At 34.0% G+C, this 23,941-nt stretch carries 28 protein-coding genes and 1 tRNA gene; 6 read left to right on the top strand and 23 right to left on the bottom strand.

The annotated features are described in order from the left end of the window. The first annotated feature begins 176 nt into the window (after positions 1-176). Positions 177-758 (top strand): RNA polymerase sigma factor, encoded by a 582-nt coding sequence (locus QZ657_RS03150; RefSeq protein ID WP_276472997.1) that lies wholly within the window; start codon positions 177-179, stop codon positions 756-758. A gap of 232 nt (positions 759-990) precedes the next feature. Here the strand turns inward: QZ657_RS03150 and QZ657_RS03155 are convergent, their stop codons facing one another. After that, entirely contained in the window at positions 991-1,653 is a 663-nt protein-coding gene (locus QZ657_RS03155) for an endonuclease III domain-containing protein (protein ID WP_291961061.1), read from the bottom strand. 54 nt (positions 1,654-1,707) lie between these two features. Between QZ657_RS03155 and bcp the strand changes: the two genes are divergently transcribed. Beyond that, positions 1,708-2,160 carry a thioredoxin-dependent thiol peroxidase gene (gene bcp, locus QZ657_RS03160; RefSeq protein ID WP_291964922.1) on the top strand — a complete coding sequence of 151 codons (453 nt, stop codon included), beginning with the start codon at positions 1,708-1,710 and terminating at the stop codon, positions 2,158-2,160. A gap of 80 nt (positions 2,161-2,240) precedes the next feature. Here bcp and QZ657_RS03165 read toward each other — a convergent pair whose 3' ends face one another. Further along, entirely contained in the window at positions 2,241-3,695 is a 1,455-nt protein-coding gene (locus QZ657_RS03165) for a TonB-dependent receptor (RefSeq protein WP_276472994.1), read from the bottom strand. Between the two features lie 170 nt (positions 3,696-3,865). Between QZ657_RS03165 and QZ657_RS03170 the strand changes: the two genes are divergently transcribed. Together QZ657_RS03170 and QZ657_RS03175 are read left to right on the top strand one after the other, a co-directional pair. Beyond that, positions 3,866-4,642: an MBL fold metallo-hydrolase gene (locus QZ657_RS03170; protein ID WP_291964924.1), complete on the top strand. Its 777-nt coding sequence runs from the start codon at positions 3,866-3,868 to the stop codon at positions 4,640-4,642. Between the two features lie 2 nt (positions 4,643-4,644). Beyond that, the gene (locus QZ657_RS03175; protein ID WP_276472992.1) at positions 4,645-5,139 is read left to right on the top strand and encodes a hydrolase; all 495 of its coding nucleotides are present in this window, start codon (positions 4,645-4,647) and stop codon (positions 5,137-5,139) included. Here the strand turns inward: QZ657_RS03175 and QZ657_RS03180 are convergent. From QZ657_RS03180 to QZ657_RS03200, 5 genes are all read right to left on the bottom strand, one after another. Continuing rightward, positions 5,136-5,795, bottom strand: coding sequence for an alpha/beta hydrolase (locus QZ657_RS03180; RefSeq protein WP_291964926.1), 660 nt, complete (start codon positions 5,793-5,795; stop codon positions 5,136-5,138). The genes QZ657_RS03175 and QZ657_RS03180 overlap by 4 nt on opposite strands. Positions 5,796-5,799: 4 nt before the next feature. Continuing rightward, positions 5,800-6,129 (bottom strand): hypothetical protein, encoded by a 330-nt coding sequence (locus QZ657_RS03185; RefSeq protein WP_276472990.1) that lies wholly within the window; start codon positions 6,127-6,129, stop codon positions 5,800-5,802. Between the two features lies 1 nt (position 6,130). Further along, positions 6,131-7,390, bottom strand: coding sequence for a dihydroorotase (locus tag QZ657_RS03190; protein ID WP_291961054.1), 1,260 nt, complete (start codon positions 7,388-7,390; stop codon positions 6,131-6,133). Between the two features lie 26 nt (positions 7,391-7,416). Next, positions 7,417-9,333, bottom strand: a complete 1,917-nt coding sequence (locus QZ657_RS03195; protein ID WP_291964927.1) for a BatA domain-containing protein — start codon at positions 9,331-9,333, stop codon at positions 7,417-7,419. An 81-nt stretch (positions 9,334-9,414) separates the two neighbouring features. Next, on the bottom strand, positions 9,415-10,422 hold the full coding sequence (locus tag QZ657_RS03200) for a glycosyltransferase family 2 protein (RefSeq protein WP_291964929.1): 1,008 nt from the start codon (positions 10,420-10,422) through the stop codon (positions 9,415-9,417). A 158-nt stretch (positions 10,423-10,580) separates the two neighbouring features. Here QZ657_RS03200 and QZ657_RS03205 point away from each other — a divergent pair. Together QZ657_RS03205 and QZ657_RS03210 are read left to right on the top strand one after the other, a co-directional pair. Further along, positions 10,581-10,665, top strand: a tRNA-Ser gene (locus tag QZ657_RS03205). 322 nt (positions 10,666-10,987) lie between these two features. Further along, a complete protein-coding gene (locus QZ657_RS03210; RefSeq protein ID WP_291964931.1) occupies positions 10,988-12,325 on the top strand; it encodes an ATP-binding protein in 1,338 nt (445 codons plus the stop codon). On the opposite strand, the gene QZ657_RS03215 is transcribed toward QZ657_RS03210, so the two are convergent. The 16 genes from QZ657_RS03215 to QZ657_RS03290 all read right to left on the bottom strand — a co-directional run bounded on the left by QZ657_RS03215 (position 12,307) and on the right by QZ657_RS03290 (position 23,892). After that, positions 12,307-13,326: an adenosine deaminase gene (locus tag QZ657_RS03215; protein WP_291962828.1), complete on the bottom strand. Its 1,020-nt coding sequence runs from the start codon at positions 13,324-13,326 to the stop codon at positions 12,307-12,309. The genes QZ657_RS03210 and QZ657_RS03215 overlap by 19 nt on opposite strands. A gap of 157 nt (positions 13,327-13,483) precedes the next feature. Then, complete coding sequence (locus tag QZ657_RS03220) at positions 13,484-13,867, bottom strand: DUF3037 domain-containing protein (protein ID WP_291964933.1); 384 nt, start codon at positions 13,865-13,867, stop codon at positions 13,484-13,486. Next, positions 13,857-14,636: a HipA family kinase gene (locus QZ657_RS03225; protein WP_291964935.1), complete on the bottom strand. Its 780-nt coding sequence runs from the start codon at positions 14,634-14,636 to the stop codon at positions 13,857-13,859. Before QZ657_RS03225 ends, QZ657_RS03220 begins: the two co-directional genes overlap by 11 nt. A 44-nt stretch (positions 14,637-14,680) precedes the next feature. Further along, complete coding sequence (locus tag QZ657_RS03230) at positions 14,681-15,016, bottom strand: hypothetical protein (protein WP_291964937.1); 336 nt, start codon at positions 15,014-15,016, stop codon at positions 14,681-14,683. A gap of 32 nt (positions 15,017-15,048) precedes the next feature. Continuing rightward, positions 15,049-15,720 (bottom strand): hypothetical protein, encoded by a 672-nt coding sequence (locus QZ657_RS03235; protein ID WP_291964939.1) that lies wholly within the window; start codon positions 15,718-15,720, stop codon positions 15,049-15,051. Between the two features lie 93 nt (positions 15,721-15,813). Further along, positions 15,814-16,266 carry a GNAT family N-acetyltransferase gene (locus QZ657_RS03240; protein WP_291964941.1) on the bottom strand — a complete coding sequence of 151 codons (453 nt, stop codon included), beginning with the start codon at positions 16,264-16,266 and terminating at the stop codon, positions 15,814-15,816. A 47-nt stretch (positions 16,267-16,313) separates the two neighbouring features. Then, positions 16,314-16,916, bottom strand: a complete 603-nt coding sequence (locus QZ657_RS03245) for a short chain dehydrogenase (RefSeq protein ID WP_099191873.1) — start codon at positions 16,914-16,916, stop codon at positions 16,314-16,316. A 233-nt stretch (positions 16,917-17,149) separates the two neighbouring features. Further along, a complete protein-coding gene (locus QZ657_RS03250) occupies positions 17,150-18,013 on the bottom strand; it encodes an alpha/beta fold hydrolase (RefSeq protein WP_291964943.1) in 864 nt (287 codons plus the stop codon). 114 nt (positions 18,014-18,127) lie between these two features. Next, entirely contained in the window at positions 18,128-18,535 is a 408-nt protein-coding gene (locus tag QZ657_RS03255; protein ID WP_058103141.1) for a nuclear transport factor 2 family protein, read from the bottom strand. A 50-nt stretch (positions 18,536-18,585) separates the two neighbouring features. After that, positions 18,586-19,149 (bottom strand): TetR/AcrR family transcriptional regulator, encoded by a 564-nt coding sequence (locus tag QZ657_RS03260; protein WP_291964945.1) that lies wholly within the window; start codon positions 19,147-19,149, stop codon positions 18,586-18,588. A 228-nt stretch (positions 19,150-19,377) separates the two neighbouring features. Next, positions 19,378-19,848 carry an OsmC family protein gene (locus tag QZ657_RS03265; protein ID WP_291962842.1) on the bottom strand — a complete coding sequence of 157 codons (471 nt, stop codon included), beginning with the start codon at positions 19,846-19,848 and terminating at the stop codon, positions 19,378-19,380. Between the two features lie 17 nt (positions 19,849-19,865). Further along, positions 19,866-20,930 carry a carboxylate--amine ligase gene (locus QZ657_RS03270; RefSeq protein WP_291962844.1) on the bottom strand — a complete coding sequence of 355 codons (1,065 nt, stop codon included), beginning with the start codon at positions 20,928-20,930 and terminating at the stop codon, positions 19,866-19,868. Positions 20,931-21,091: 161 nt separating this feature from the next. After that, positions 21,092-21,550 (bottom strand): hypothetical protein, encoded by a 459-nt coding sequence (locus QZ657_RS03275; RefSeq protein WP_291964947.1) that lies wholly within the window; start codon positions 21,548-21,550, stop codon positions 21,092-21,094. Between the two features lie 116 nt (positions 21,551-21,666). Continuing rightward, positions 21,667-22,359, bottom strand: a complete 693-nt coding sequence (locus tag QZ657_RS03280; RefSeq protein ID WP_291964949.1) for an SGNH/GDSL hydrolase family protein — start codon at positions 22,357-22,359, stop codon at positions 21,667-21,669. A 271-nt stretch (positions 22,360-22,630) separates the two neighbouring features. Continuing rightward, on the bottom strand, positions 22,631-23,005 hold the full coding sequence (locus QZ657_RS03285; RefSeq protein WP_291964951.1) for a VOC family protein: 375 nt from the start codon (positions 23,003-23,005) through the stop codon (positions 22,631-22,633). 71 nt (positions 23,006-23,076) lie between these two features. After that, positions 23,077-23,892 carry a helix-turn-helix transcriptional regulator gene (locus QZ657_RS03290; RefSeq protein WP_291964953.1) on the bottom strand — a complete coding sequence of 272 codons (816 nt, stop codon included), beginning with the start codon at positions 23,890-23,892 and terminating at the stop codon, positions 23,077-23,079. Positions 23,893-23,941: the final 49 nt, after the last annotated feature.

Raw genomic sequence — 23,941 nt, forward strand, 5'->3', positions numbered from 1 at the left:
AAATCTATTTATTGTGTAGAAATATACTTTTTCGATGTTTCACATCAAAAAAACGCGGTTTGACAACATACTTTTTCCTACAGCCCCCCTTTTCTCTAGTTTTATATCAGAAATAAAAAATAAACCAATTAACTAAAAGATTTCCCATTCTTAACCAATTAAAGAAAGTAACTCGTATGAAACTACAAATTGAAGACTCAGAATTAGTTAAAGATTACATCAACGGTAACGAAAGTGCTCTTGAGGTTTTAATTAACAGACACAATCAACGTATTACTAGTTTTATCTATTCTAAGGTTTTAGATAGGGATATCACAGAAGACATTTTTCAAGATACTTTTATTAAGGTGATCAAAACCTTAAAAAGAGGTAAGTATAGTGAAGAGGGTAAATTTTTACCATGGGTAATGAGAATTTCTCATAACTTAATCATCGATCACTTTAGAAGAAACAAAAGAATGCCAATGTTTGAAGGTAGTGATGACTTTAATATTTTCTCCGTAATTGGTGATGATAAGTTAAATGCCGAAAAACAATTAATAAAAAATCAAATTGATACTGATTTAAGACAATTGGTTGAAGAATTACCAGACGATCAAAAAGAAGTTCTTTTAATGCGTATCTACAAAGATATGAGTTTCAAGGAAATCTCTGAAAATACGGGAGTTAGCATCAATACTGCTTTAGGAAGAATGCGTTATGCTTTAATCAACCTTAGAAAAATCATTGAAAAAAACAATATAGTTCTTACGAATTAATTTGGAGTAGAAAATAGAATAAACAATATTTCCAAATTTGCTGCGTTATTTTATTGTAACAACGTAGGAAGTATGGAAAAAATTTACTCAGATTATCAAGAACAGACCGGATTTAACAAAGTTTGTCCGAAAACAATCAACTTCTTATTGAGCTATTCTCAAGCCCTTTATGAATTTGAACACGAAGATTTAGAATTCGAAACTTTTTTGAATTAATAAACAAAACCCGCTTTTAGCGGGTTTTTTTCTTTTTATAGTAGTCGTTAAGTACAGTTTTTCTACCAATAGTCTTCGTAATTATATCTTTATCCAAGTCCCAACCTCTTGCCGGTGAGTATTCTCTACCATACCATATAATTTGCAAATGAAGATCGTTCCAAATTTCTTTAGGAAATAAACGTTTGGCATCTTTTTCTGTCTGTACTACATTTTTTCCATTGGTAAAACCCCATCTATATAATAACCTATGAATATGGGTGTCTACTGGAAAAGCAGGAATGCCAAAAGCTTGGGAAATCACCACACTTGCCGTTTTGTGGCCAACAGCTGGTAATGCTTCCAAATGCTCCAACTCTTGCGGTACTTCACCGTCATGTTTATCAATTAAAATTTGGGATAAACCATGAATTCCTTTAGCCTTCATGGGCGATAGGCCTACGGGCTTTATAATTTCCCTAATTTCATCAACACTTAATTTGACCATATCATAGGGGTTGTCCGCTTTGGCAAATAGGAGGGGAGTAATTTTGTTTACCCTAACATCTGTACTTTGCGCAGACATTAACACCGCAATTAAAAGGGTATAAGGGTCTTTGTGGTCTAATGGAACAGGAATTTCTGGATATAACTCTTGTAATGTTTTAATTGTAAAAGCTATTTTTTCTGCTTTCGTCATTAATTGTTTAATTTTGAATGAAAATATTTAAACACAAATTTAAAAATATCATAGATGAATACATTAAAAGTTGGTGATAAAGTACCATCATTTTCTGCAAAGGATCAAGATGGCAATACTGTGAGTTTATCGGATTATAAAGGAAAAAAGCTAATTGTATTTTTCTATCCAAAAGCTAGCACACCAGGTTGCACCGCAGAAGCTTGCAATTTAAGGGATAATTATGCAGAATTACAATCACAAGGCTACGAACTTTTAGGGGTAAGTGCAGATTCAGAAAAAAGGCAATCGAATTTTAGAAACAAATATGAGTTTCCTTTTCCGTTATTGGCAGATGAAGACCATACCGTTATCAATGCATTCGGTGTTTGGGGATTAAAAAAATTTATGGGTCGTGAGTATGATGGCATCCATAGAAAAACCTTTGTGGTAGATGGTGAAGGTATTGTGACTAAAGTTATAGATAAGGTAAAAACCAAGGATCACGCAGCGCAGCTACTAGATTAATGGTAAGTTCTTGATATTGTAATGAAAAAACGCCTATTTTGTATGGGCGTTTTCTCTTCAAAATCTTAGATATCAACTACTTACTCCGTTTCTTGGTCCTCCGTTTTTCTAGTAAATAATTGCTTTTGCTTTATGATTTCCGCAATTCCTTCCGGTAACATTTGTTCCCAGCCCTCATCATTGTTCATTAATTTTTTAAGTACATCTCTAGAGAAAATATGCATTACTTCTGGTTCATAATCAATTATGTCCATTACCTTACCGTTATATTTAAAGAATTTATATAATTCTTTCATACGTGGGTGAACCTTAACATTGTTACTTGTCATGATCTGCCCGGTATCTGGGTTTTTCATTGGGTATAGATATACCTGTAAATCTTTAAAGAATAATTTGCCGAATGCCTCTAGTATGCCACCACTTAAATGGCGGTAATATTTTTCGTCGAATATGTCTACCAAGTTGTTTACGCCCATGGTCAAACCAATTCTATTTTTGGTATAGTTGTTAAAATACTCTACCAATTTATAATATTCTTGGAATTTAGAAATCATTACAGAATGACCAAGAGAGCAAAGTAATTCTGCCCTGTCCATAAAATCTTGCTCATCAATTTCGCCAGATGCCTTTAGATTGGAAAGTGTAATTTCAAAAATAACGATGGTATTGTTCTGGTCAACCCCTTTGTCACGAATGAAAATGTCATAAGACTTCTCGAACATATCTAAATTAACCTTGGTAACAGGTCTAAAACTACCACGTAAGGCCAGTATGTTCTTTTTGTAAAGTACGGCAGCGGGTAAAAGGTTGTTGCCGTCAGGGCCGAACATTACGGCATCTGTCATATCATTCTTAATGAGCTGTAAACTCATTAAGCGGTTGTCAACTTCCTTAAAATTAGGTCCGGAGAAGTTGATCATGTCAATCTCTAGTGTATCCTTATCTATATGATCATATAGATATTTCAACATTTTCTTTGGCTTATGATACTTATAGAAAGCGCCATATATTAAGTTTACCCCAAGTATGCCTAAAGTTTCTTGTTGTAATCTTGCTTCGTTCTGCTTAAAACGAATATGAAGAATAATTTCATCATATTCTTTTTGATTAGGGTCTAGTTGGTAGCGAATACCTATCCAACCGTGACCTTTATATCGTTTAGAGAAATCAATGGTAGCCACTGTGTTGGCATATGAAAAGAACAATCTTTCCGGATGGTTTTCACGACTAATACGCTCTTCCATCAGTTGCATTTCATAATGCAACATAGTCTTCAATCTCGCTTGGGTTACATAGCGGCCGTCAGATTCTACACCATAAATGGCATCACTAAAATCTTTATCATAGGCACTCATTGCCTTTGCAATGGTACCAGAGGCGCCACCCGATCTAAAGAAGTGACGTGCGGTTTCTTGACCGGCGCCAATTTCGGCGAAAGTTCCGTATATATCCGGATTTAGATTTATACGTAGGGTTTTTGCTTTAATAGAAGGAATATTCTCAAAAACACTATCTTTTTTTAATACCGATGCCATTTCTTACCTGTTTAACTTTTAACAAAGTTATAAAGAATGGTTGTTACATTGGGCAATAGGAGTAAAAAAATGGACGAACTTTCGGTTATTGTTTTTATTCCCTATCAAATACGATGATCTTATAATTTTCAATAACCAATTTTATTAAAAAGGGATTAAATTTGTAATACATGATTAACAATTTACGTATTACTTTTTTAGGTACGGGAACTTCTCAGGGTATTCCCATTATTGGCAGTACGCATCCGGTTTGTTTAAGTGATAATCCAAAAGATAAAAGGCTACGGGTCTCCGTTTTGCTTTCTTGGGGCAAGTACAATTATGTTATTGATTGTGGTCCAGATTTTCGTCAGCAAATGCTCAGGTCTAATGTTGACCATTTAGATGGTATTCTATATACCCATGAGCACTCTGATCATACTGCCGGGTTAGACGATATACGTCCGTTCTTTTTTAGACAAGGTAATATTCCTGTATTTGCACATAATAGGGTAGTACAATCCTTGAAAAAAAGATTCGATTATATTTTTCAGGAAGAGAACAAATATCCAGGGGCACCTACAGTAGACATTAATTTGGTCAAAAATAATGAGCCATTTTTAATAGGAGATAGAAAAGTAACCCCTATAAACGTATTGCATAATAAACTGCAGGTATTTGGTTATAGAATAGGGGATTTTACATACTTAACCGATGTAAAAACTGTAATGCCCGAAGAAATAGAAAAAATTAAAGGTTCTAAGGTTATTGTAGTCAGTGCATTGCGAATAGAACCCCATATTTCTCATTTTAATTTGGAAGAAGCACTACGTTTTATAAAAGAAGTGAATCCTGAAAAAGCATACTTAACACATATTAGTCACCTACTTGGTTTTCATGACGAAGTAGAAAAAATGTTGCCGAATAATGTACATTTGGCCTACGATAATTTAACAATCACTATTTAACTATGAAGGGTAAAATATTTCTTTATTTATTTCTATTTGTATCACTAATTTGTCTTTATCTAGTAGTTAGTAGCGGTAATATGGCAGAAGCGAATGCCAAGACAATTACTAGATTAGAAAAACAAACCGAAGAATTAAAGGACTCTGTTCAAAAATCATCTTTAAAGGTGCTTGATATGCAGTATTTTTCATTGGAGAACAATGATGATGCTTTGGCATATTTTGAGCATTTAGATTTGAAAGATCCTGCTGGTTATGTTGCAGATAAATTGTTGGAAACCAATGCTCAAAAAGGAGACAATCCACTAGTACCTTACGAGGGAATGCAAAGTGATTTTAAAATCAATAAAATTAAAGTGCTTAACCATAAATGGATTCTAACCGATTTCTCGGATGGAAAATATTGGGGAGAGCTATTAATAAAATACGAGTTAAAAGATGACCTTGGGGTAGACTTTACCTTGGTAGATCATTTATTATATACGCGGAGTAATTAAATTTTATCTGAAATCCATTTTTTAAGGGAGTAGAAATTCTGTGGTGCAACACCGTGCCCTGCAGGAAATTCTTCATATACATGTTCTATACCTAAGCTTTGTAATAGTTCTGGTGCTTTTCTAGCCCAGTCTACCGGTATTACCTGGTCCATGTCTCCATGAGAACTATAGAAGTTCAACCCGTCAAAATTATTGTTCCTATAATTGTCGGTTAAAATAGATTCATTGATATATCCGCTTAAGGCTATAATGTTTTTTACTTTTTTTGGATAAGATAATGCTACGGCATAGCTCAAGATAGTTCCCTGGCTAAAGCCTAAAAGATTTATATTGTCTTCATCCAAACCATATGTAGAACAAGCTTCGTCAATAAAGTTCTTGATTTTATCACGCGATTCTATAGCTTGATCATCATCGCTCCATTTTCCTTTTTCATCATCAAAATTAATGGCGTACCAAGCATAACCATAAGGTTGTAAAATGTATGGAGCCCTTACAGCTATAATACAAAGTTCTTCAGGTAATTCTGGAGCAAAGGAGAACAAATCTTCCTCATTACTACCATAACCATGTAACATAAAAAGAACCGGTGGTTTTTTGTCTGTTAGGCTAGAGGGTTTAATAATATGTTCAAGAGATAGGGGAGCTGTTGTCATTATATTATTTAATAAAGGTGAACCATTTTTGAAAATACGGACCTACGATAGGTACAATCTGTTCTTTGTTACTTAAAGCGCCAATAAAACCATATACCCAAAGTACAATATAGCAAAGATATAGCCCATAAAGGGCGTATTGATTATACCACACACTGGAGAATATGGCAAAACCATGAAACATTAAGTGCAAACCAAATGCTTGTCTTGTATGAATTCTTGCAAAACGGTATTGTGGTTCATTGTTCATGGACAAGGCAATAATTGCCCCAACAATTGTTAAATAGGCAACTATCGCTGTAGTTTTACCTTGTACTTCAGTAGATTTCTCCATGTTAATTATTTAAAACTAATTGGTTGTTTGCAATGGTGCCAATTACTTTTCCTTTCATCTTTTTGCCAATTGCAATAGCGTTTTTACTTGAGCTAAAGATCTGATCTTGTGAAAATTCATAAGTGTCATTTATAGTAAAAAGCGAAAGGTTCGCTTCTTTGCCTACTTCTAGCTTTGGATCTTCTATTCCAAAAACAGAGCGCCCCTTGGTCAGCAGGGCAACGGTCTCTTCTACATCAAAAAGTTCATTTAACATACCAAATATGCTTTCCAGTCCTATAGTTCCAAAATCTGCATTATCAAACTCCACATGTTTTAATTCTACATTGAGCGGAGTGTGATCGGATGTTACAAAATCTATAGTTCCGTTTTTTACTCCTTTTTGTAAAGCTCTTGTATCTGTTGCTGTACGTAATGGTGGCATTACTTTATATTGGGTGTCAAAATCTTCTAATGCCGTATCCGTAATACTAAGATTGTGGGCGGCAACACTACAGAATACCTGTAATCCTTTTTTCTTGGCGTCCGCTATTAGTTTTACGGAATTTGCCGTAGAAATGGTAGGTATAAATAACTTGCCACCTGTATATTCCAATACAAATAAATCCCGTGCTATCTGCAATTCTTCTGCCAGAGCCGGTATGCCTTTTAAACCTAATTTAGTACTGGTAATTCCTTCATTGACAATACCTTTTCCAGAAATACTTTTATCCAACGGAAAGGAAAATACCATTCCGTCAAAATTTTGAGCGTATTGTAAGGCAATTTTTAATAAGTTGGCATTTGCCATTGGGTTTTTATAGTCGTAAAATCCTAGGGCGCCGGCACTTTGCATATCATAAAGTTCAGCCAAAACCTCGCCTTCACCTTTTACGGTCAAATTTCCTAAAGGATGTATTTTGGTCAATTGATTTTTTGCGGCATTTTTTAAATATACTATATCAGATGCCGAATCTGGCGTTGGGTGACTACTAGTGTTTAAGATAACATCTGTAAATCCACTTTTGGCAGCGGTAAGTAATCCATTTTCAATGGTTTCCCTCTCCTCATAACCAGGTTCTCCAAAACTGACCCCGCTATCAAACCACCCTAAGGATACATGTAGGTCCTTAATATCTATGACCTTGGTTTTACCGTTAGGTTCTATATTGGTCTCTATGGTATCTATGTTGCCGTTTTTGATGAGTATATCCCTCTTTTTTAGATGAAGATTCTTGGTGCTCCCATTTACTATCGTAACTGATTTTAAAAGTATGTTCATAGGTTTATGGGTAGGTTCGTTAATAGTTATTTTAAGAATTTTTGTAGTACCGTTTCTATTAAAACAAAAGCCAGTGCTAAAATAGCAAACCATTTCCAAAACTCGTTTATGGCATTGCTATTTTGAATTTCTAAAAAGAAGTTTGATACTGAGGTATTACTATTATTTTTAGGTAGCGTATTGTATAATAGCACACTTTCTTTTCTATCGTAATTAAAGCTTGTGTGCCTTAAAATAACGTCATTATGTTCAATAGTATAGATACCTGCTTCTTTAGGATTTTCTGTAAATGTTATCTGTACTTTTTTGGGTAAAACACGTTGTTGTGGAATAAATTCTACAGAGGCATTTGCAATTTTAACGATATCATCTTGTTGCAGTGTCACCGGTAGTTCAATCTTTATATCATCACCGATAATTGAATATAAGGGCGGAAGTTTTAGACTATTGGTGCCCATATTATAAAATGTGGGAACAATTAAAGGTGAATTTTTAAAATTGGAATTATCACTATTAATTGCTGCAGTAAAGAAATATGCATTCCGCAATCCGGTTAAAAAAGGATCATTATTTTGAAAAGATAATGCTACGGGCGCATTTGTTTTAAATGTATAGCGCTGTTGAACGATAGGGTATTGAAAATCTGTCACTTTTTTTTCAAATACGTTCTCAAACAACGGATGCGCAGCTTTTACATTGGCAATGGGCATATCCTGTTTTATTCCGTTCAAGAACTGACTTCTGTTATAGCTTGATGCCAGTTGGTTGTACGAAGCAATATCGGCGTTTGCCGAGGGCACCAATACAAAACTTCCGCCGTTAGCAGTTAACGTTTTTAATGCGGTTGTTAGCGAAGTGGGTAGTTTGTCCAATTCGTTGAGAACAACTAAATTTTGACTTTCTATAGTACTATAATTCAATTGTTCTAAAGTGCTACTGGTAAATATAAATTCATCTTCGGTATAAATTCTCCTTAAAAAATCTGAAGATGTATTTCCTATGGCCAATATTTTAATTTTTGATTTTTCATCGATATTAAAGTAGAATTGGTTGTCATAATCCAATCCGGTATCTACGATGGCTATTTTGCCTAGAACAATATCATTTGCATTAATGCTAAAGCGAACATCGGCTTTGTTGTTTTTATCAAAGTTAGCCGCTGTCTTGGCTATAAGTTTATCATTGTTGTAAAGCGAAACGGGTACTGTTTTTTCTTCGGAATTTGTAGATAATTGTGCAACTAACTCTATGTTGTCATTACTGCGTTCTGCTATAAAAACGGTATCTATAGCGGTATTGATAATAAAATCATTACTAGGCTTTATAAAATGAACAGTAGCATTATTGGTTGAATCTATAACCGTAACGTCTCCCATACGTTCTTGAAAATCTGATATGAGCACCAAATTCTTTTGTGATGCCGCATTATCGGTAAAATAGGTTTTACCTTTTAAAATAATTTCAGAAATATTTAATTGCTTCGGTCCAACGGAAAGGTCTAGCAGTTCGTTTTGGATGTCTTTTATAACAACATCATTAAATGATTGTTTATTTGTAAAAAGCGTAAATCGTTGATCTGAAGGAATATTTTCTATAAAATCCTGAACGGTGTTTTTAAAGAAGTTGCCGTTTTCGACCTGCCCGTTCATGCTAAAAGAATCATCTAGATAAAAAACGGTTTCTTTTTCTTGAAGAGCAGTTTCATTGGCTATAAAAGGTTGCGCAAATGCGAGAACCAATGCTCCTAGCAGCCCCATTCTAGTAATCAACAATAACCATTTCTTTAATGTGCTACTTTTTCTAGATTCAGATACTACTTGCTTTAAGAACTTTACGTTGGTAAATGGTGTTTTCTTAAATCGGCGTAATTGAAAAAGATGAATTATAATAGGAATGAGTAGTAGTAAAAGCCCCCAAAGAAGTTCTGGATATTTAAATTGCATTCCTTATTTTGATTAACGCAAAGATAATTATTTTGAAATTAGAAGCTTGGGAGAAAGCAACTATTATTTTGAGATACTTCATTAGCAAAAGAAGAAATAATCTATAGCCGGCTTTAGTCTTAATTCATGGTAAAATGATTCAATTACAGATTGATCATCTTCATTTGCTACGGTAATAATGGTCTTGGATTTTTTAATGTTTTCCAGTTCTGAGTAGTGCTTAAGCAGTACCCCATAAATGTCTTTTCCTATTTTCTTTTCATTATCACATACCCAATAAAATGGAATATTTTTCTCTACAAGTGTACTGGCTATGGCTTTTCCTTTTTTTCCTGCACCCCAAACTACCAAACTGTCCGTAGGTTTATATTCAAGTTTTAAAAAATAATGCAACTTAATATCCAAAAAATAATTTTGTGCATAATGTTCGCTGGTGCGTGATGTTCTATTGTCATAATCTCGCCAATAGTGTAGGGTAGTGGTGCAGGGAATGCATTTTAATCCTTTTTCATAAAAACGAAAGGCAAGGTCATAATCTTCAGGATATCTATTGGGATTAAATGCATTACTAGCCTCAAAATCTTCCTTAAGGACCATCCAGCAGGGAGAGGGTATAACACATTCTTTATATATCTCTTTAAAATTATCGCCGGTAGCGGTCAGTTTGTTCAACCATTTCTCGTAACGATCGTAGCCATCGTTTACGCCTGTTTTTGAAAAATACTTGACTTTTCCTATCGCAAGATATCCTTTACCGTGTTCAATAAGTGAATTTACCATTGTTTCAATGCGTTTGGGGGACATGCAATCATCCGCATCCATTCTTGAAATAAAACGGCCGTTACTATTATTGTATGCTTTTCTAAGTGCTGTTATAATGCCCGATTCTTTATTGGAAAGAATTTTGAACCTACTATCGCTAACTGCAAATTTGTTGGCAATTTGTAGACTATTATCACTTGAATTATCATTTACTGCAATTACTTCCCAATTTGAATAGGTCTGTTTTTGGATGGATTTAAGGCATTCTTTAAGATATTGATCGACATTTTTAAAGGGGATAAGTATACTTACAAGCGGATTTGTCATCGTGGCAAGGTAATAAATAACTGAAATTCAACCTTTTCATTTCTATGAAAAAAGTTTAAAAGAACAGAGATAAAAAATAATTCATAAAAGACTTTATTAGATAAGAAAACCTTTATATATTTGCACCCGCATTCAGGGAATACCTGATGAGGCACTCAGGAGAAATGGCAGAGTGGTCGAATGCGGCAGTCTTGAAAACTGTTGAGGGTCACACCTCCGGGGGTTCGAATCCCTCTTTCTCCGCTTAGAGTTAAGCTCAATATCTATCTGATATTGAGCTTTTTCTTTTTACGTACGTTATTAGTATGTTTTTATAAGAACGCAAAAAGAAATAGTTTATAAATATGCAAGAGTAGATTTTAACTTTATTGGCAACTCTTTTGGTTAAGCTAAGCCCATATTCAATGCCTGCTATAACCTTTTATTTTATCAATTATAAGCCTCATTCACTCCCCAGCTCTGCCTTTTATTGGTTTTTTTTAATAGGATTGTATTATATTTAAACGATCAAAAGCAATTGGGCCTTATATTTGTTGCTTTTAAAACCACCTCTTCTTAATAGTCTATGACAAAAGCCAAAGTTCATAATAGGGAAAAAGAACGATTGACTCTTCTTAATTCTTATTCAATTTTAGATACCTTACCAGAGAAAGATTATGATAATCTAACCAAACTTGCGGCAGAAATTTGTCAAACACCCATTTCTTTAATTACGTTGCTTGATGATAAAAGACAATGGTTTAAATCTCACTACGGGCTTGGTGTTTCTGAAACGCCCATAGAAGATGCCTTTTGTGCTCATGCCATTACTGGTGATGATCCTATTTTTACTGTTGAAAACGCACGGGAAGATGAACGGTTTCATGACAACCCATTGGTCACCGGTGATCCTAATATTGTTTTTTATGCAGGTATACCTTTAAAAACTACAAACGGCCTTCCCCTAGGTACTTTATGTGTCATTGATAGCAAACCAAAGAAATTAACCCCTAGTCAGAAAGAATCACTAAATATATTGTCTGAACAGGTAATTAATTTATTAGAGCTTAGAAAGAATAAATTAGAGCTTGAACGTGCCCATAAAAAGCTAAAAAAATTCTCTAAAAAATTAGAGAAAAAGGTTTTTCTGCGTACAAATCAATTGGAAATCAAGACGATAAAGTTAGAATTGATGATCAATGATTTAGAGTCTTTCAACCATATCTGCAGTCATGATCTACAGGAGCCTTTACGTAAAATTCAAATGTTCATTTCCCAAATCAGTGACAATGAGTTTGATAATCTTTCTGATACCGGTAAACATAAACTAGAAAGAATTGATCGCTCTGCGGCTCGTATGAGAAACCTTATACAAGATTTATTGACGTATGGCGCTACCGAGACTATTGATAATAGTTTGACAACGGTTTCGTTAAAAAAGCTGGTTTTAGATGTAAAAGACGTATTGAGCGAAGAACTTAAGCAGTATAAAACTACACTAAGAATTCCAAAAGATTGCGAAATTACGGTTAGGCCAATACAGTTTAAACAATTGCTGTTCAATCTGTTCACCAACGCTATTAAGTTTACCAAAGAAGAAGATAAACCGGTTATAAAAGTAACTGGAAAAATTGTACAAGGTGCAGATTATCCAAAGTTGCAGTTAGTTGAAGATACGCGTTATTCCAAAATCGTAGTAACAGATAATGGTATTGGTTTTGATCAAAAATATGAAAACAAGGTTTTTGAAATTTTTCAACGTTTACATAGCGATGAAGAATATCAAGGTACCGGTATTGGTCTGGCCATTGTAAAACGTATTGTTACCACGCACAAAGGGCAAATTAGGGTAGAAAGTTCTTTGGGCAACGGTACCGTCTTTGAAATTTTTATTCCCCTTGCTGATCAAACAGTCTTAAAATAATCTTTTACTTCTTGAATATAGTTTGCTTTGGATGCGTCATTTAGCCAACTAGCTTCAAATGCATTGATAGCCAATTGCTCTATTTGCTTTAAACTTAAATTGAGTGCTTTTGCCGTTTGAAAGTAGTTCTCGTTCATGTATCCACCAAAATACGCAGGATCATCTGAATGAATGGTAGCAACAATCCCCTTGTCCAACATTTTGCCAACCGGGTGCTCATCCATCTTCTGAATTACTTTTAAGGCAACATTACTGGTAGGGCATAGGGTCAACGCAATTTTATCATTCACCAATCTTTTTATCAAAGCTTCGTCCGTTAGACAACGATTACCATGGTCAATGCGCACTACATTTAAAATATCCAAAGCCTCCCAGATATATTCTGCAGGACCTTCTTCGCCTGCATGTGCCACTAGTTTGTATCCATGTTCTGCAGATGCTTTATATACTTTTTTAAACTTACTTGGCGGATTTCCCATTTCCGAGGAATCTAAACCAACACCATCAATTATGTCTTTAAATGGTAATGATTCTTCTAAGGTCTTAAAAGCAGCCTCTTCACTTAAATGACGCAAATAGCTCATTATAAGTTTATAAGAAATATTAAGCTCGTTTTTGCCCTTTTCCAAGGCACGATGAATTCCATTAATGACCACATCAAAACTTACTCCACGATCTGTATGTGTTTGTGGGTCAAAAAATACTTCTACATGTTTTACGTTTTCATTGTGAACTTTGGTTAAATATGCCCATGTAAGATCAAAGAAATCTTGCTCGTGCAACAATACTTGTGCGCCTGCATAGTAGATGTCTAAAAACTCTTGTAAATTGTTGAATTTGTAAGCTTCTTTTACAGACTCAATGGAATCATAGGGTAAGTTGATGTTGTTTCTTTTTGCAATCTCGAACATCAACTCTGGTTCAAAACTACCTTCTAAATGTAAATGTAGTTCCGCTTTTGGTATACCTTGGATAATAGTTTGAAGTTTTGATGATTCCATTTAAGAGAGATTTTGCTTTTTTTTTGGTAGGTAGGTCTATATATTTTTGATAAACTTACTTATTAAACCTGGATATTAAAGAACGATAAATATTTTAAGGATAAAATTAAAGTAAATACATTATTTTCTATCTGATGACTTGTACCAGATATTAGAATTACAAGACATACTTGTTAAAAATATCTTCCAGCTCTTTTTCAGGATCTGTACTTAGTCCTGATCTGGTGGTAGAGCTTTGTATAACGGTGCTTCTGCAAGCTGTTAACCATCCAAATCGATCTGGTAGGTCTAATTTACCTATAGGACCGCCAGCATTATTACCCTCACATATTAGCTTCCATGCCTTTAAATATTCGTTTAATATCTCGTATTCTATTTCTGGAGAAAAAGCTTTTAATTTTTTCTCGTCAATATGATATTTAATATCAAGAAATTTTGTTCGTTTACAGAATAAAATCACCCCAGCATTAAAGAACTCTTCTCTTTCTACCTTCGGCACTATTCTAACTATGGCAAACTTAAATGTATGTCTATCTTGCATCTTCGGCTTCTTTTACTAATACATCTATCATTGATAGTTTAGTGTTTATAAATTGTATATAGGCAGCTCTTTTTTCATCCGCATTCAAAACGTCAGACTCGCTTGTTAGCCAATCTTCTGGTATATTTAAAACTATTTCAGTTACTTTTTCTAAGGTAATGTACTTTTTAATTTCTGCTGTTGCTTCAGAGAGGGCAGTTGCCTGTTGTAATAGTACGTGATCTTTTATAAACGGGAAGGTTCTTGATAAATGGTTTTCCCAGGTTTCCCAATTATGATGAAAATAGAAACTGGCACCATTGTCTATGACCCATAACTCATTGTGCCAAAATAAGAGATTTGCATTTTTTGCCGTTCGATCTATATTGCTGATCAAGCTATCCAATACTACTACCTTAGATGCCGTCAATGCATCTGCCGTAGAAATTAATGGATCAAAAGTAATGGCGCCGGATAAAAAATGCAATCCAAGATTTAACCCAACACTAAACTTTAATAAATCTTGAATTTCTTCATCTGGTTCTGTTTGTCTAAAGGAGTCCTCTAAATTCATAAATACCAGTTCAGGTACTTTTAAACCTATGGCACGTGCCAATTCTCCACCAATAAATTCTGCAATGAGCGATTTTTTTCCTTGGCCAGACCCTCTAAACTTCAGTACATATAAAAAATCATCATTTGCTTTTACGATGGCCGGCATGGAGCCTCCTTCCCGTAAGGGCTGCAAATACTGAACAACATCTACTGTCCTAATATCAACTGTATTCATATTGCTAAGATATAGTTTGTAACAATATCTATACCTCTGCTTATCTAAATAACATTGATCACTTCTTCTAAAACATAATGGGTAACCCCAACAATAACAGCAATTATAGAAATAATCAGAAATTTAAAAAGTACTGGTTTGCTATTACCTTTAGGTTTGTTATTTAGAAATACAACATCTAGCAAAATAAATATAACGGCAATAATACAGCCAATGATTGTGCCAACCTGTACCAATGCCCATTCATATACCATACTTGACAACGAGAATTTAGTATGGTCTGATTCTGGTGCCGGTCCTAAAACTATGCGCATGTGAAATAACCCTAAAAGTATAGCTACAACAAGCCAACCAAGGTAACTTAGTATTCGTTTGGTCATATCACTTGAATGTTACTAGACGTGCAATGGTATTATTCTACTTTATTTTCTAACGGAGAAATCATAATATGTGCCCTGTGAGTACCAGGGTCCATGATCCAAGGGTGATTGGGAGCCGAGGGTGTTTCCGGTAAACCGATCGATTCAGATGTGGCAAAAGGGGTGTATATAACGTAACGTAGTTTAGCACCTTCAACTTGTGATGTTTCTGGGTCAAAGGTTGTATTTGGACCGTAATAAATGTGCAAAGTAGAACCGGGAGTTATTTTTATTTTACCAGATTTTACTTCTGCTTCGCGTATAGCAAAAATTTCGTCTGAAGATTTGCCTTCGTTACGTAAGGTTCTTCCCCGTGCCATAAAAGGTTCTAGGTCTTTATGATAACACGCGGCATTGAAACCGTCTTTCTTTGGGTCGTCTGCAAGTATAATATACTCGCTGTCACCTTCCTTTAGCGTAACAAATTCACCTGCCATATTGTAACCGATAACTTTAGTATTTTCCCTACTATCTTTTGGTGCTGCCATTAATGCCGTAGCAATTAAATCTTGATCACTTTCAATAGATTTTAAATTTGATTTTTTATCCGCAATTTCTTCGGTAGTCTCGGTTGAATTGTCAATTGAAGTCCCTTTGTTTTTATCTGAAGTATTACAAGATATTACAAGACCGCCAAGTAGTACTGTAGCTAGAAGTTTTTTCATGATTTAAAGTTTTTTGTTCTTTCTGATACTAAAGAAAGTTCTTTTCTAAAGTTAGTTATTTTATTAACCTTCTGAACGTCAAAAGCTTTTAAATTATGCACCAAATTTTTCTAACTGCATATGTAAAATAGGGTAGGTTTTACCTGTAGCATCTAACTCTGACCTGCTTTGTGTTTTAAATTGATAATGTTCATAAAAACCTACAGCTTGTTCATTCTGTTCATTTACATCTACTTTGTCTATTTTCAAGTCTTTAATGGCATATTGTAATAACAATGCCCCAATACCTTGGCCCCTATAATCTGGATGTACGAACAACATTTCAAGATTACTTTGGTCAACACCTAGAAAAGCTATGATTTCCTTATTGTGATTTCTATAAGCACGAAGATTTACGGCATCTAAATAGGTGTTTAAGATCAAAGGTTTAAAATACTGGATATCCTTTTCCTTTAAAAAATGATGTGTAGCTCTGACGGAAGCTTCCCAAACCTCTACAACTTGTGGGTATTCCCACTTTTGGATAAAATCAATTTTATTCTTCACAATTAAAAATAGAAAAACAGTTGATAATTTGTTTTAAGAAGTCATTATTAATCATACAAACGTATAACTTCTCCGTTTCCTCTACCTTTTACACTACGTACATAACCATTTACTACTTTAGGCATAGGAATGGGGTTGTGCCCCGGAAAATAGTCTTTATACTTCTCATAGGCATTTTCTACCATACCAGACGATACCACATTTACTCTGATCTCATTTTCCAATTCAAGGGCAACCGCTTGTACAAAGCTATGAATACCACCGTTTACCATAGCTGCACTAGTGGTTTTTACTACGGGATCATCGGCTAAAATACCGGTAGTTAACGTGATGGAGCCTTTTTTGTTTAAATAATGTTGTCCTATGCGAACCAAATTTACTTGCCCCATTAGTTTGCTTCTTAAACCTATATAATAATCTTCTTCCGTTAGGTTGTTGAAATTGTCCCATTTTGCCTCTCCGGCAATACAGATGATGGCATCTAATTTTCCTGTTTTTTCAAACATGGATGAAATGGAGCTGCTGTCTGCAATATCTACTGTGACATCACCGGTTGTACGGCCAGCAATAATAACTTCATTATCATTTTTAAAGTGAGAAACTACGGTTTTACCAATAGTTCCGTTGCCTCCTATTATTAAAATTTTCATGTTGTTTTATTTAAAGGTTACTACTGATCTAAGAAAGATGCAAGCTAAATGCAAATGACTTTTGTAAGGTTAAGTTAATAACTTAAGGGGATGTTTTCTTTCTTGACCCATAATATTGTAGGTTAATTTAATGGCTTAATTTTTAAAGAAAAAATACATTTCGTTAAGATATACTAAAAACAAAGCGGCTAGGGTATTACCCATAGCCGCTTTGTTTTGTAAACCGATATTATTTATCGTACGTTTTTATTTAAGAATGACCTCATTTTCTCTATAATGTCATTGCCGTCTTCTTCCAGTGCAAAGTGTCCGGTATCATAAATGTTGTAGTCTATATTTTTTACATCTTTTTTAAAGGCTTGGGCACCACTTTCAGGAAAGAAAGCATCATTTTTACCCCATACGATCAATAGTGGAGGTTGGTTGTCGCGTAAATACTGTTGCCATTTAGGGTATAGTTTTACATTATTTTGATAATCATAAAACAGATCTAGGTTTACGGCATGTGCATTTGGTCTAGACAGTCTTAAGAAATCTAAATGCCAGGTGTCCGGATTCACGTTTTCTGGGTTTCTAGTGCCGTGCGTGTACTGCCATTCTAACCCTTCCAATGAAAAAGATGGTAATAAGGCCTTTTCGGTTTCCTTGTTTCTATTGGACCAAAATTCCATAGTAGTTTTCCAGGCTTGTCCTAGACCTTCTTCGTAGGCATTTCCGTTTTGATTGACTATTGCAGTTATTCTATCCGGATGTGCGGTTGCTATTCTAAATCCAATTGGGGCACCATAGTCTTGAATCATAATAGCATACTTATCTATAGCTTTAGATTCTAAAAAAGAATTGATTGTTTCAGCTATATGGTCAAATGTATATTGATAATCATTCTGAGAAGGAAAATCACTGTTTCCAAAACCAGGATAATCCGGTGCTATTAAATGAAACTCATTAGAAAGTTGATTTAAGACTTTTCTATATTGGTGCGATGAAGAAGGAAAACCATGTAATAATACAATAGTGGGGTTACTTGGATCACCAGCCTCTCTATTGGCAATGTTTATTCCCTTTACATTTTCTTTTTTATACTGTATTGTGTTCATTGTTTTTGTGTTTTTTATGATTGAGGATTCTTTGTTTTTTTGTGTGGTGTTTTGTTGTTGACATGATGTTGTTAGTGTCAATGCCAAGATGCATATAAGGTTAATTGTTCTCATTTATAATGTTCTTTCGTTTTCTTTAATTGTTAAATCATTAATACTTGCATATCTTTTTTGCATTAATCCATTTTCGTCAAATTCCCAGTTTTCATTACCGTAAGCACGATACCATTGTCCTTCTTGATTTTGATATTCATATTCAAATCTTACGGCTATTCGGTTACCATGATAGCTCCATAGCTCTTTTTTTAGCTTGTAATTTTGTTCATTGGTCCATTTGTGTTCTAAAAATTGTTGCACTTCATTTCTACCATTAATGAACTGGCTTCTATTGCGCCACTCAGTGTCAACGGTATAAGCCATGGAAACCTTTATAGGGTCTTTGCTGTTCCAGGCATCCTCTGCCAATTGTACTTTTTGTTTTGCTGTTTCTTCTGTAAAAGGGGGTAATGGGTACTTTTTCATAGTTTAGAATTTATTACCGAACATTCGGTAAAAAATAGTATTAAATTTTTTTATGAGTTTAGATACTTGTTTTCAATGTTCTGTAGGGTTTTGTCAAAAATGCTGATATCTCCTAAGCCCTTGGTTACAATTAAGCTTCCTTGTATTTCTATCAATACTTGCAAGGCCTTTTCTTCTGCTGCTACTGGAGTTAATTTTAAGGCAATACCTATTTCTTTAAAGGCAGAAAGGTATGCGGTCATTCCTTGGTTGATCTGCTCTTCAAATAGTTCAATGCCGGCTTGCATAGAAAGTGCACGAAAAATGCAGATGTTTTTGCCACCATCATATAAAGTTCTAATTGCGGATAAGCCTTCTTTTAATCTAGTAGATGGATCAAGGTTGGTGTCCAATAATGTATTAAAAACATTGTCGGTAACCCAATCTTCTAAGTGTTGCAATACAGCATCTGCCATTTCTTGCTTGCCATTAGGAAACCTATGATATAAACTAGCTTTTTTAAGACCGGTAGCTTCTGATAATTCTTTTAAGCTAGCACCTTCATAGCCTCTTGATCTAAAGACTTTTGTTAACCCTGTTAATATTTCTATGTCCAATACCTTTTGTGGTCTCATGGTACAAATGTAATATTATTTTTTAATTACCGAACGATTGGTAAAATATTTAATATAAAATTAAGATTTTTGATTTTCTGTTGAAAACATAGGATACGAAAAGGAAAGGTGGTATTGTAAATTGGTATGATGGGGTAGTAGTGTTCTGGTGCAATAGCCTTATATCTAGTTTTATAGCCTATTTTTTATAAATGTATAATACGGTGTACATACATTTTTCTATGAGTCTTAATCTGAAATAATATTAGGTTTATGTTTAATTTCAAAGTTGCAAGAATTGGCAATAAAACACATTTTATTAGCTTCTTCATGTAATTCTTTAGCTTCTTGAATTCTGTTTTTATCCGAAATTCTAACGGTAGGGTTAAGGGTAACTTCTGTAAACCTTCCGCTACCGTTATTATCTTCCGCCATTATACCCGTAGCATTATCCTCATATGCAGTTACTATAATTTTATGTACGGAACATAAATGTAAGTACCATAGCATATGACATGCTGTTATTGAAGACAGAAAAAGATCTTCTGGGTTATATTTTGATTTATCGCCTAAAAATGACGGATCAGAAGACCCATGAATTGTATCATATTTACCAATGGATTTAATTTCGTGATTACGGTTGTAAGAAGTATAGTTTAAAGTTCCGTTTCCCTCGTTACCTGTCCACTCAACTTTTATTTCGTATTTGTGACTTTTCATTTTAAAGTGCTTGTTGTTTATTTGTCTATGGATACCGAGTTCCATTTTTGGTTCAGGATGTTGCTCAAAAGATCAATATAATTCCACCCTACTTTTCTTGCAGATAGTAACGATAAACTATCTTGGTCATTTCTGTGGGACCTTGAGGGGCCGGTCATATTCGGTTTCATATTAAGGTCAAATAAATAATATTTTCCTGTACTGTTAGATCTGCAATCTATTCTAATGGGAGCTTTAATATCTATTATCTCTGCAGATTTAACGCAATGTTTATAAACTTCTAGAATTTCATTACTCTGTAACTCTGCATCACTTAGTACTTTACTGTTTTCCATAACAGCAACTGTTCCATTATAAGGGGCAATACCATTATCATGATTATATCTTTCTACAGCAGGTAAGCACCATGGTCTATCATAAAACAATTCTTTGCCGTTTACCATGTAATTCCCTTTAGGCATTACGGTAATTGTTATTTCCTTTCCAATTAAAAATTCTTCAATGTAAACAGCGGTGCCATAGGTATTGTTTGAAAACATAGCATGTAACCTATCTAAAAGATCTTTGTGGTTATTAATTTTCGTTACACCTTGACTTCCTCTTCCTCTTATCGGTTTTAATACTAAAGGAAATTTTAAGTCCAATGAAAGGTTATTGTAATCTTCATTGGTAATGAGTTGATTTTTAGGGATAGGTATATCGTTACTTGCTAAAATATAATTGGTATACATTTTATCATCAAAAGTATCTACTAAGGATGGTGTTTGTCCTACAATAAAGAGGTCTTTGTTATAAAATTTTTCAATGTTGTGGAGGTTATAGAGCACCGTATTCAGCCAAAAGATGTTTGCTCCTTTATTCAATGCATTTTTAATACCATCTTCTGTGTCTGGAAAAACCCAATCCTTGTCAATACTTTCATTTGGATGTTCTACAGGTGTAATTACATGATATTGGTTTTTTAATAATGCAAAAGCTATATCCGCTCCGCTATCTGCATAGCCTCCAGGTTTCATTGGTTTTTGAATACCTTCTTTAATAGGCGGTAATTGGGCTTGGTATAATATCGCTATTTTATCCATAGTATAAATTTAACGAAACTATCTATTCAATTTTTTAATTAGTAAGATTTAAAAAATGTATTATAAATTTTTTTAAGTAGAAATATTTAGCGTGTGTTTCTATGGTTTGGTTTGAAATATTTCTTTTTTAATATCTAAATACTGCTGTTCTCAATCAGATATTAATATACCGATACTTTGGTAATGAGCCCATTTTTGACCTCTATGCCCATGGTATCTGTAATGTTTTCGTTTTTGGGTTCTAATGTTAATTCAAAATCTGAGCTTCTGTCATTTCTTGCATAAATTGCAGCGAGGTAAAAATCATTTCTCCAATTAGAAAATGCTTTAATTGTATTAATTTTTTCTTGTACAATTTCTTCTTCTATTTTGGGTAGAAACTGTTTATCCCAATTTTCTACAAGTTGGCAAACAAAGTCTATTTGGTTGCTAAGGGGTGAGGAGCTTTTACCTTTTAAATAAAATTGTGTTTTTATAGTATTGTTGCCTATTATAATGCCGCCGCGCCACGTATATGTTTTGGTTAAATTATTGCCTCTTATTCTATCACTTTTAATTATGCCTAATTTAGGGTGATTAATAGTTTTCTTTTTGCCCAAAAGCAAGCTGATAATGCTCATTAATTTATTTTAAATGGTTGATGGTCCTAAGTCCAAGTTATTTTTAATTTCATCTGATACCGTAATAAAGTTAGCTATGTCTTTTGCCCAAATCTGATACGTTTGCTTTGATGGATCTAGCCATCTATAAAAAAGTCAGAAGGTTGTAACTCCAAATTGAACCTCTGTATATAGTCTTTACTAGATGGTTTTAAAGCGTAGTAATACACTTTTTCATAATCTTTTACAATTGTATTTAATTCATCACCAAGAATATCAACTAAATTTCCGATGGTAAACTTTATCAGTGATGTAAAAGCAGGGAATTCTTTAATAGGCGGCATGTTTGTAAAGACAATAGGAGTACTTTTAAATCTACTTCTAAGACTATCTATTAACTTACGAATATCATTGTTCCATTTTTTAGGTGAGTTCAGTTCAAAAGCATCGTTACCACCAAGGCCTATTACTATTAGATCTGTACTTTTTTCTGTAATAAGATTAATAATTTTGTCATTTATATTTTTAGCGGTATACCCACTTTTGGCATAAACTTTCCAATTTACACTTGTGTCTAGTGCGGTGGCCAGTTTATGGGCTAGAGCCCCGGTAAATCCCTCTTCGTGGGTTTGGACACCTACACCGGCAATAGTACTTTCACCAATGGTAAGCATTTGTAATATTGTATTGGTAGATACTGTAGAACAGCCTTCAATACCTGTGGCCTCTGGCAGCCTAGGAACTGATTTTTTGATTCTTTTGCCTTGAAAGTACATAATTGGTAAAAGAGGAATAGTTAAGATGTATCCCAAAGAGTACTTTAAATTCATTTTAAATGTGTTAAATGCCTATAGTTAATATTGAATTTCTAAAAATTCTAAAGATGAAAATAGTATAATTAAATTGGTTAAAAATGTAATGGGAGAGGGGGTGTATTTTAGCAAAATCTAAAGTTGCCCTCATAAATAAGATATCATTACGTCAGTAATATATTTTGCTTTAAAAAACACTGATCAAAGAAATAAACTTAAAGCATCTAATTTAGAAACTTTAAGTCTATTTGTTATACCGCTAAACTAATATGGAAGATTTTACTTTCACTTATTTTCTTGAGTGAAGACCAATTGTGTTTCCTTCACTATCTAAAAATATTGATATAAAGCCGAATTCACCTATTGGTGTTTTTGATTTTAGTATTTTTCCACCTGTATTTTCGATTCTCATTTCTTCCGTGGTACAATCTACAGAGGCAAAATAAACAACGGTGTTGTTGTCATTTGCAACATAGTTTTCCTTTTCTACCAAAGCCCCGGTTGCATTTGCGCCATCATTTTCAAATGGGAATGTGGCTTGTTTTCCCCATTCAATAGGTAAGTTGGTCAATGTTACGGCAAAAACAGTTTCATAAAATTTTTTAGCTCTTTCTAAGTTGGCTACTTTAATATCAAACCAACAAACAGGATTTACAGTTTTCATTTTAATTGTTTTAAAGTTCCCTACAAATTTGCGAATGCAGGGAGACTTAAAATTGTAAAAATGGGACAATGCTATTTTTTAGCATCAAAAATCAAAGACATTTTTAATTCTTCTCCGTAAAATTCTTTAGGTGTAATCCCTGTAAACTCTTTAAAATCCTTAATAAAATGAGATTGGTCAAAGTACTCATTCTCATAGGTCAAATCTATTAAATTTGAATTCTCGTTTTCTAAAAGTGACTTTAGAGAGGCTTGTAGTCTAACAATTTTTGAAAGTTGTTTTGGGCTTAACCCTATGTTGGAAGAAAATTTTCTGGCTAAAATTCTACGGCTTAGACTAGCTCTATCAGATAGTTCATTGACAGAAAGCTGTCCTTTGTATTTCGTTATTGCTTCAATTGTAGCGTTTACTATACGGTCTTTTACCTCTTTGCTCTTTAATAATGCAAAAAGAAAAGTTTCGGCTATTTTAATGCGTTCATCAGTGTTATTGGCATTTAAAATATCGTATTCCAATTTTTCACCTTTATCACCGAACAATTTTTTTAAGGAAATAGGTTTGTTTTCCATTTCTTTTATTGGAATGTCCGTAAAAGGTGAAAAACCGTTTGAATTAAAACGAATTACAAAAGTACCTGTTTCTCCTACAGGTTCAACAACATAAGGCTTTGTAAGTTGTCCTATCAAAAAACATCTTGGCTGTAAGAAACTTTTTCCATCCTTTGGATGATGCCAATACAGGTCACCATAATGAAATATTAGTTTCATGGTTCCATCAGGAATTATCGTATTTCTTTTAGGTGTGTTTTCTAATGAACTCTCCAATGTCCAATAGCACTTTATAAAGTCGGCCAGAGCGCTGTTTGGCTCATAAATTTTAGTTTTCACTTAGTTTCTTTTATGCGGTAGCAGTTTGCTATGGATAAGGCTATTTCTA

The sequence above is a fragment of the Maribacter sp. genome (assembly GCA_020629415.1).
GTDB classification, from domain to species: Bacteria; Bacteroidota; Bacteroidia; order Flavobacteriales; family Flavobacteriaceae; genus Maribacter; species Maribacter huludaoensis.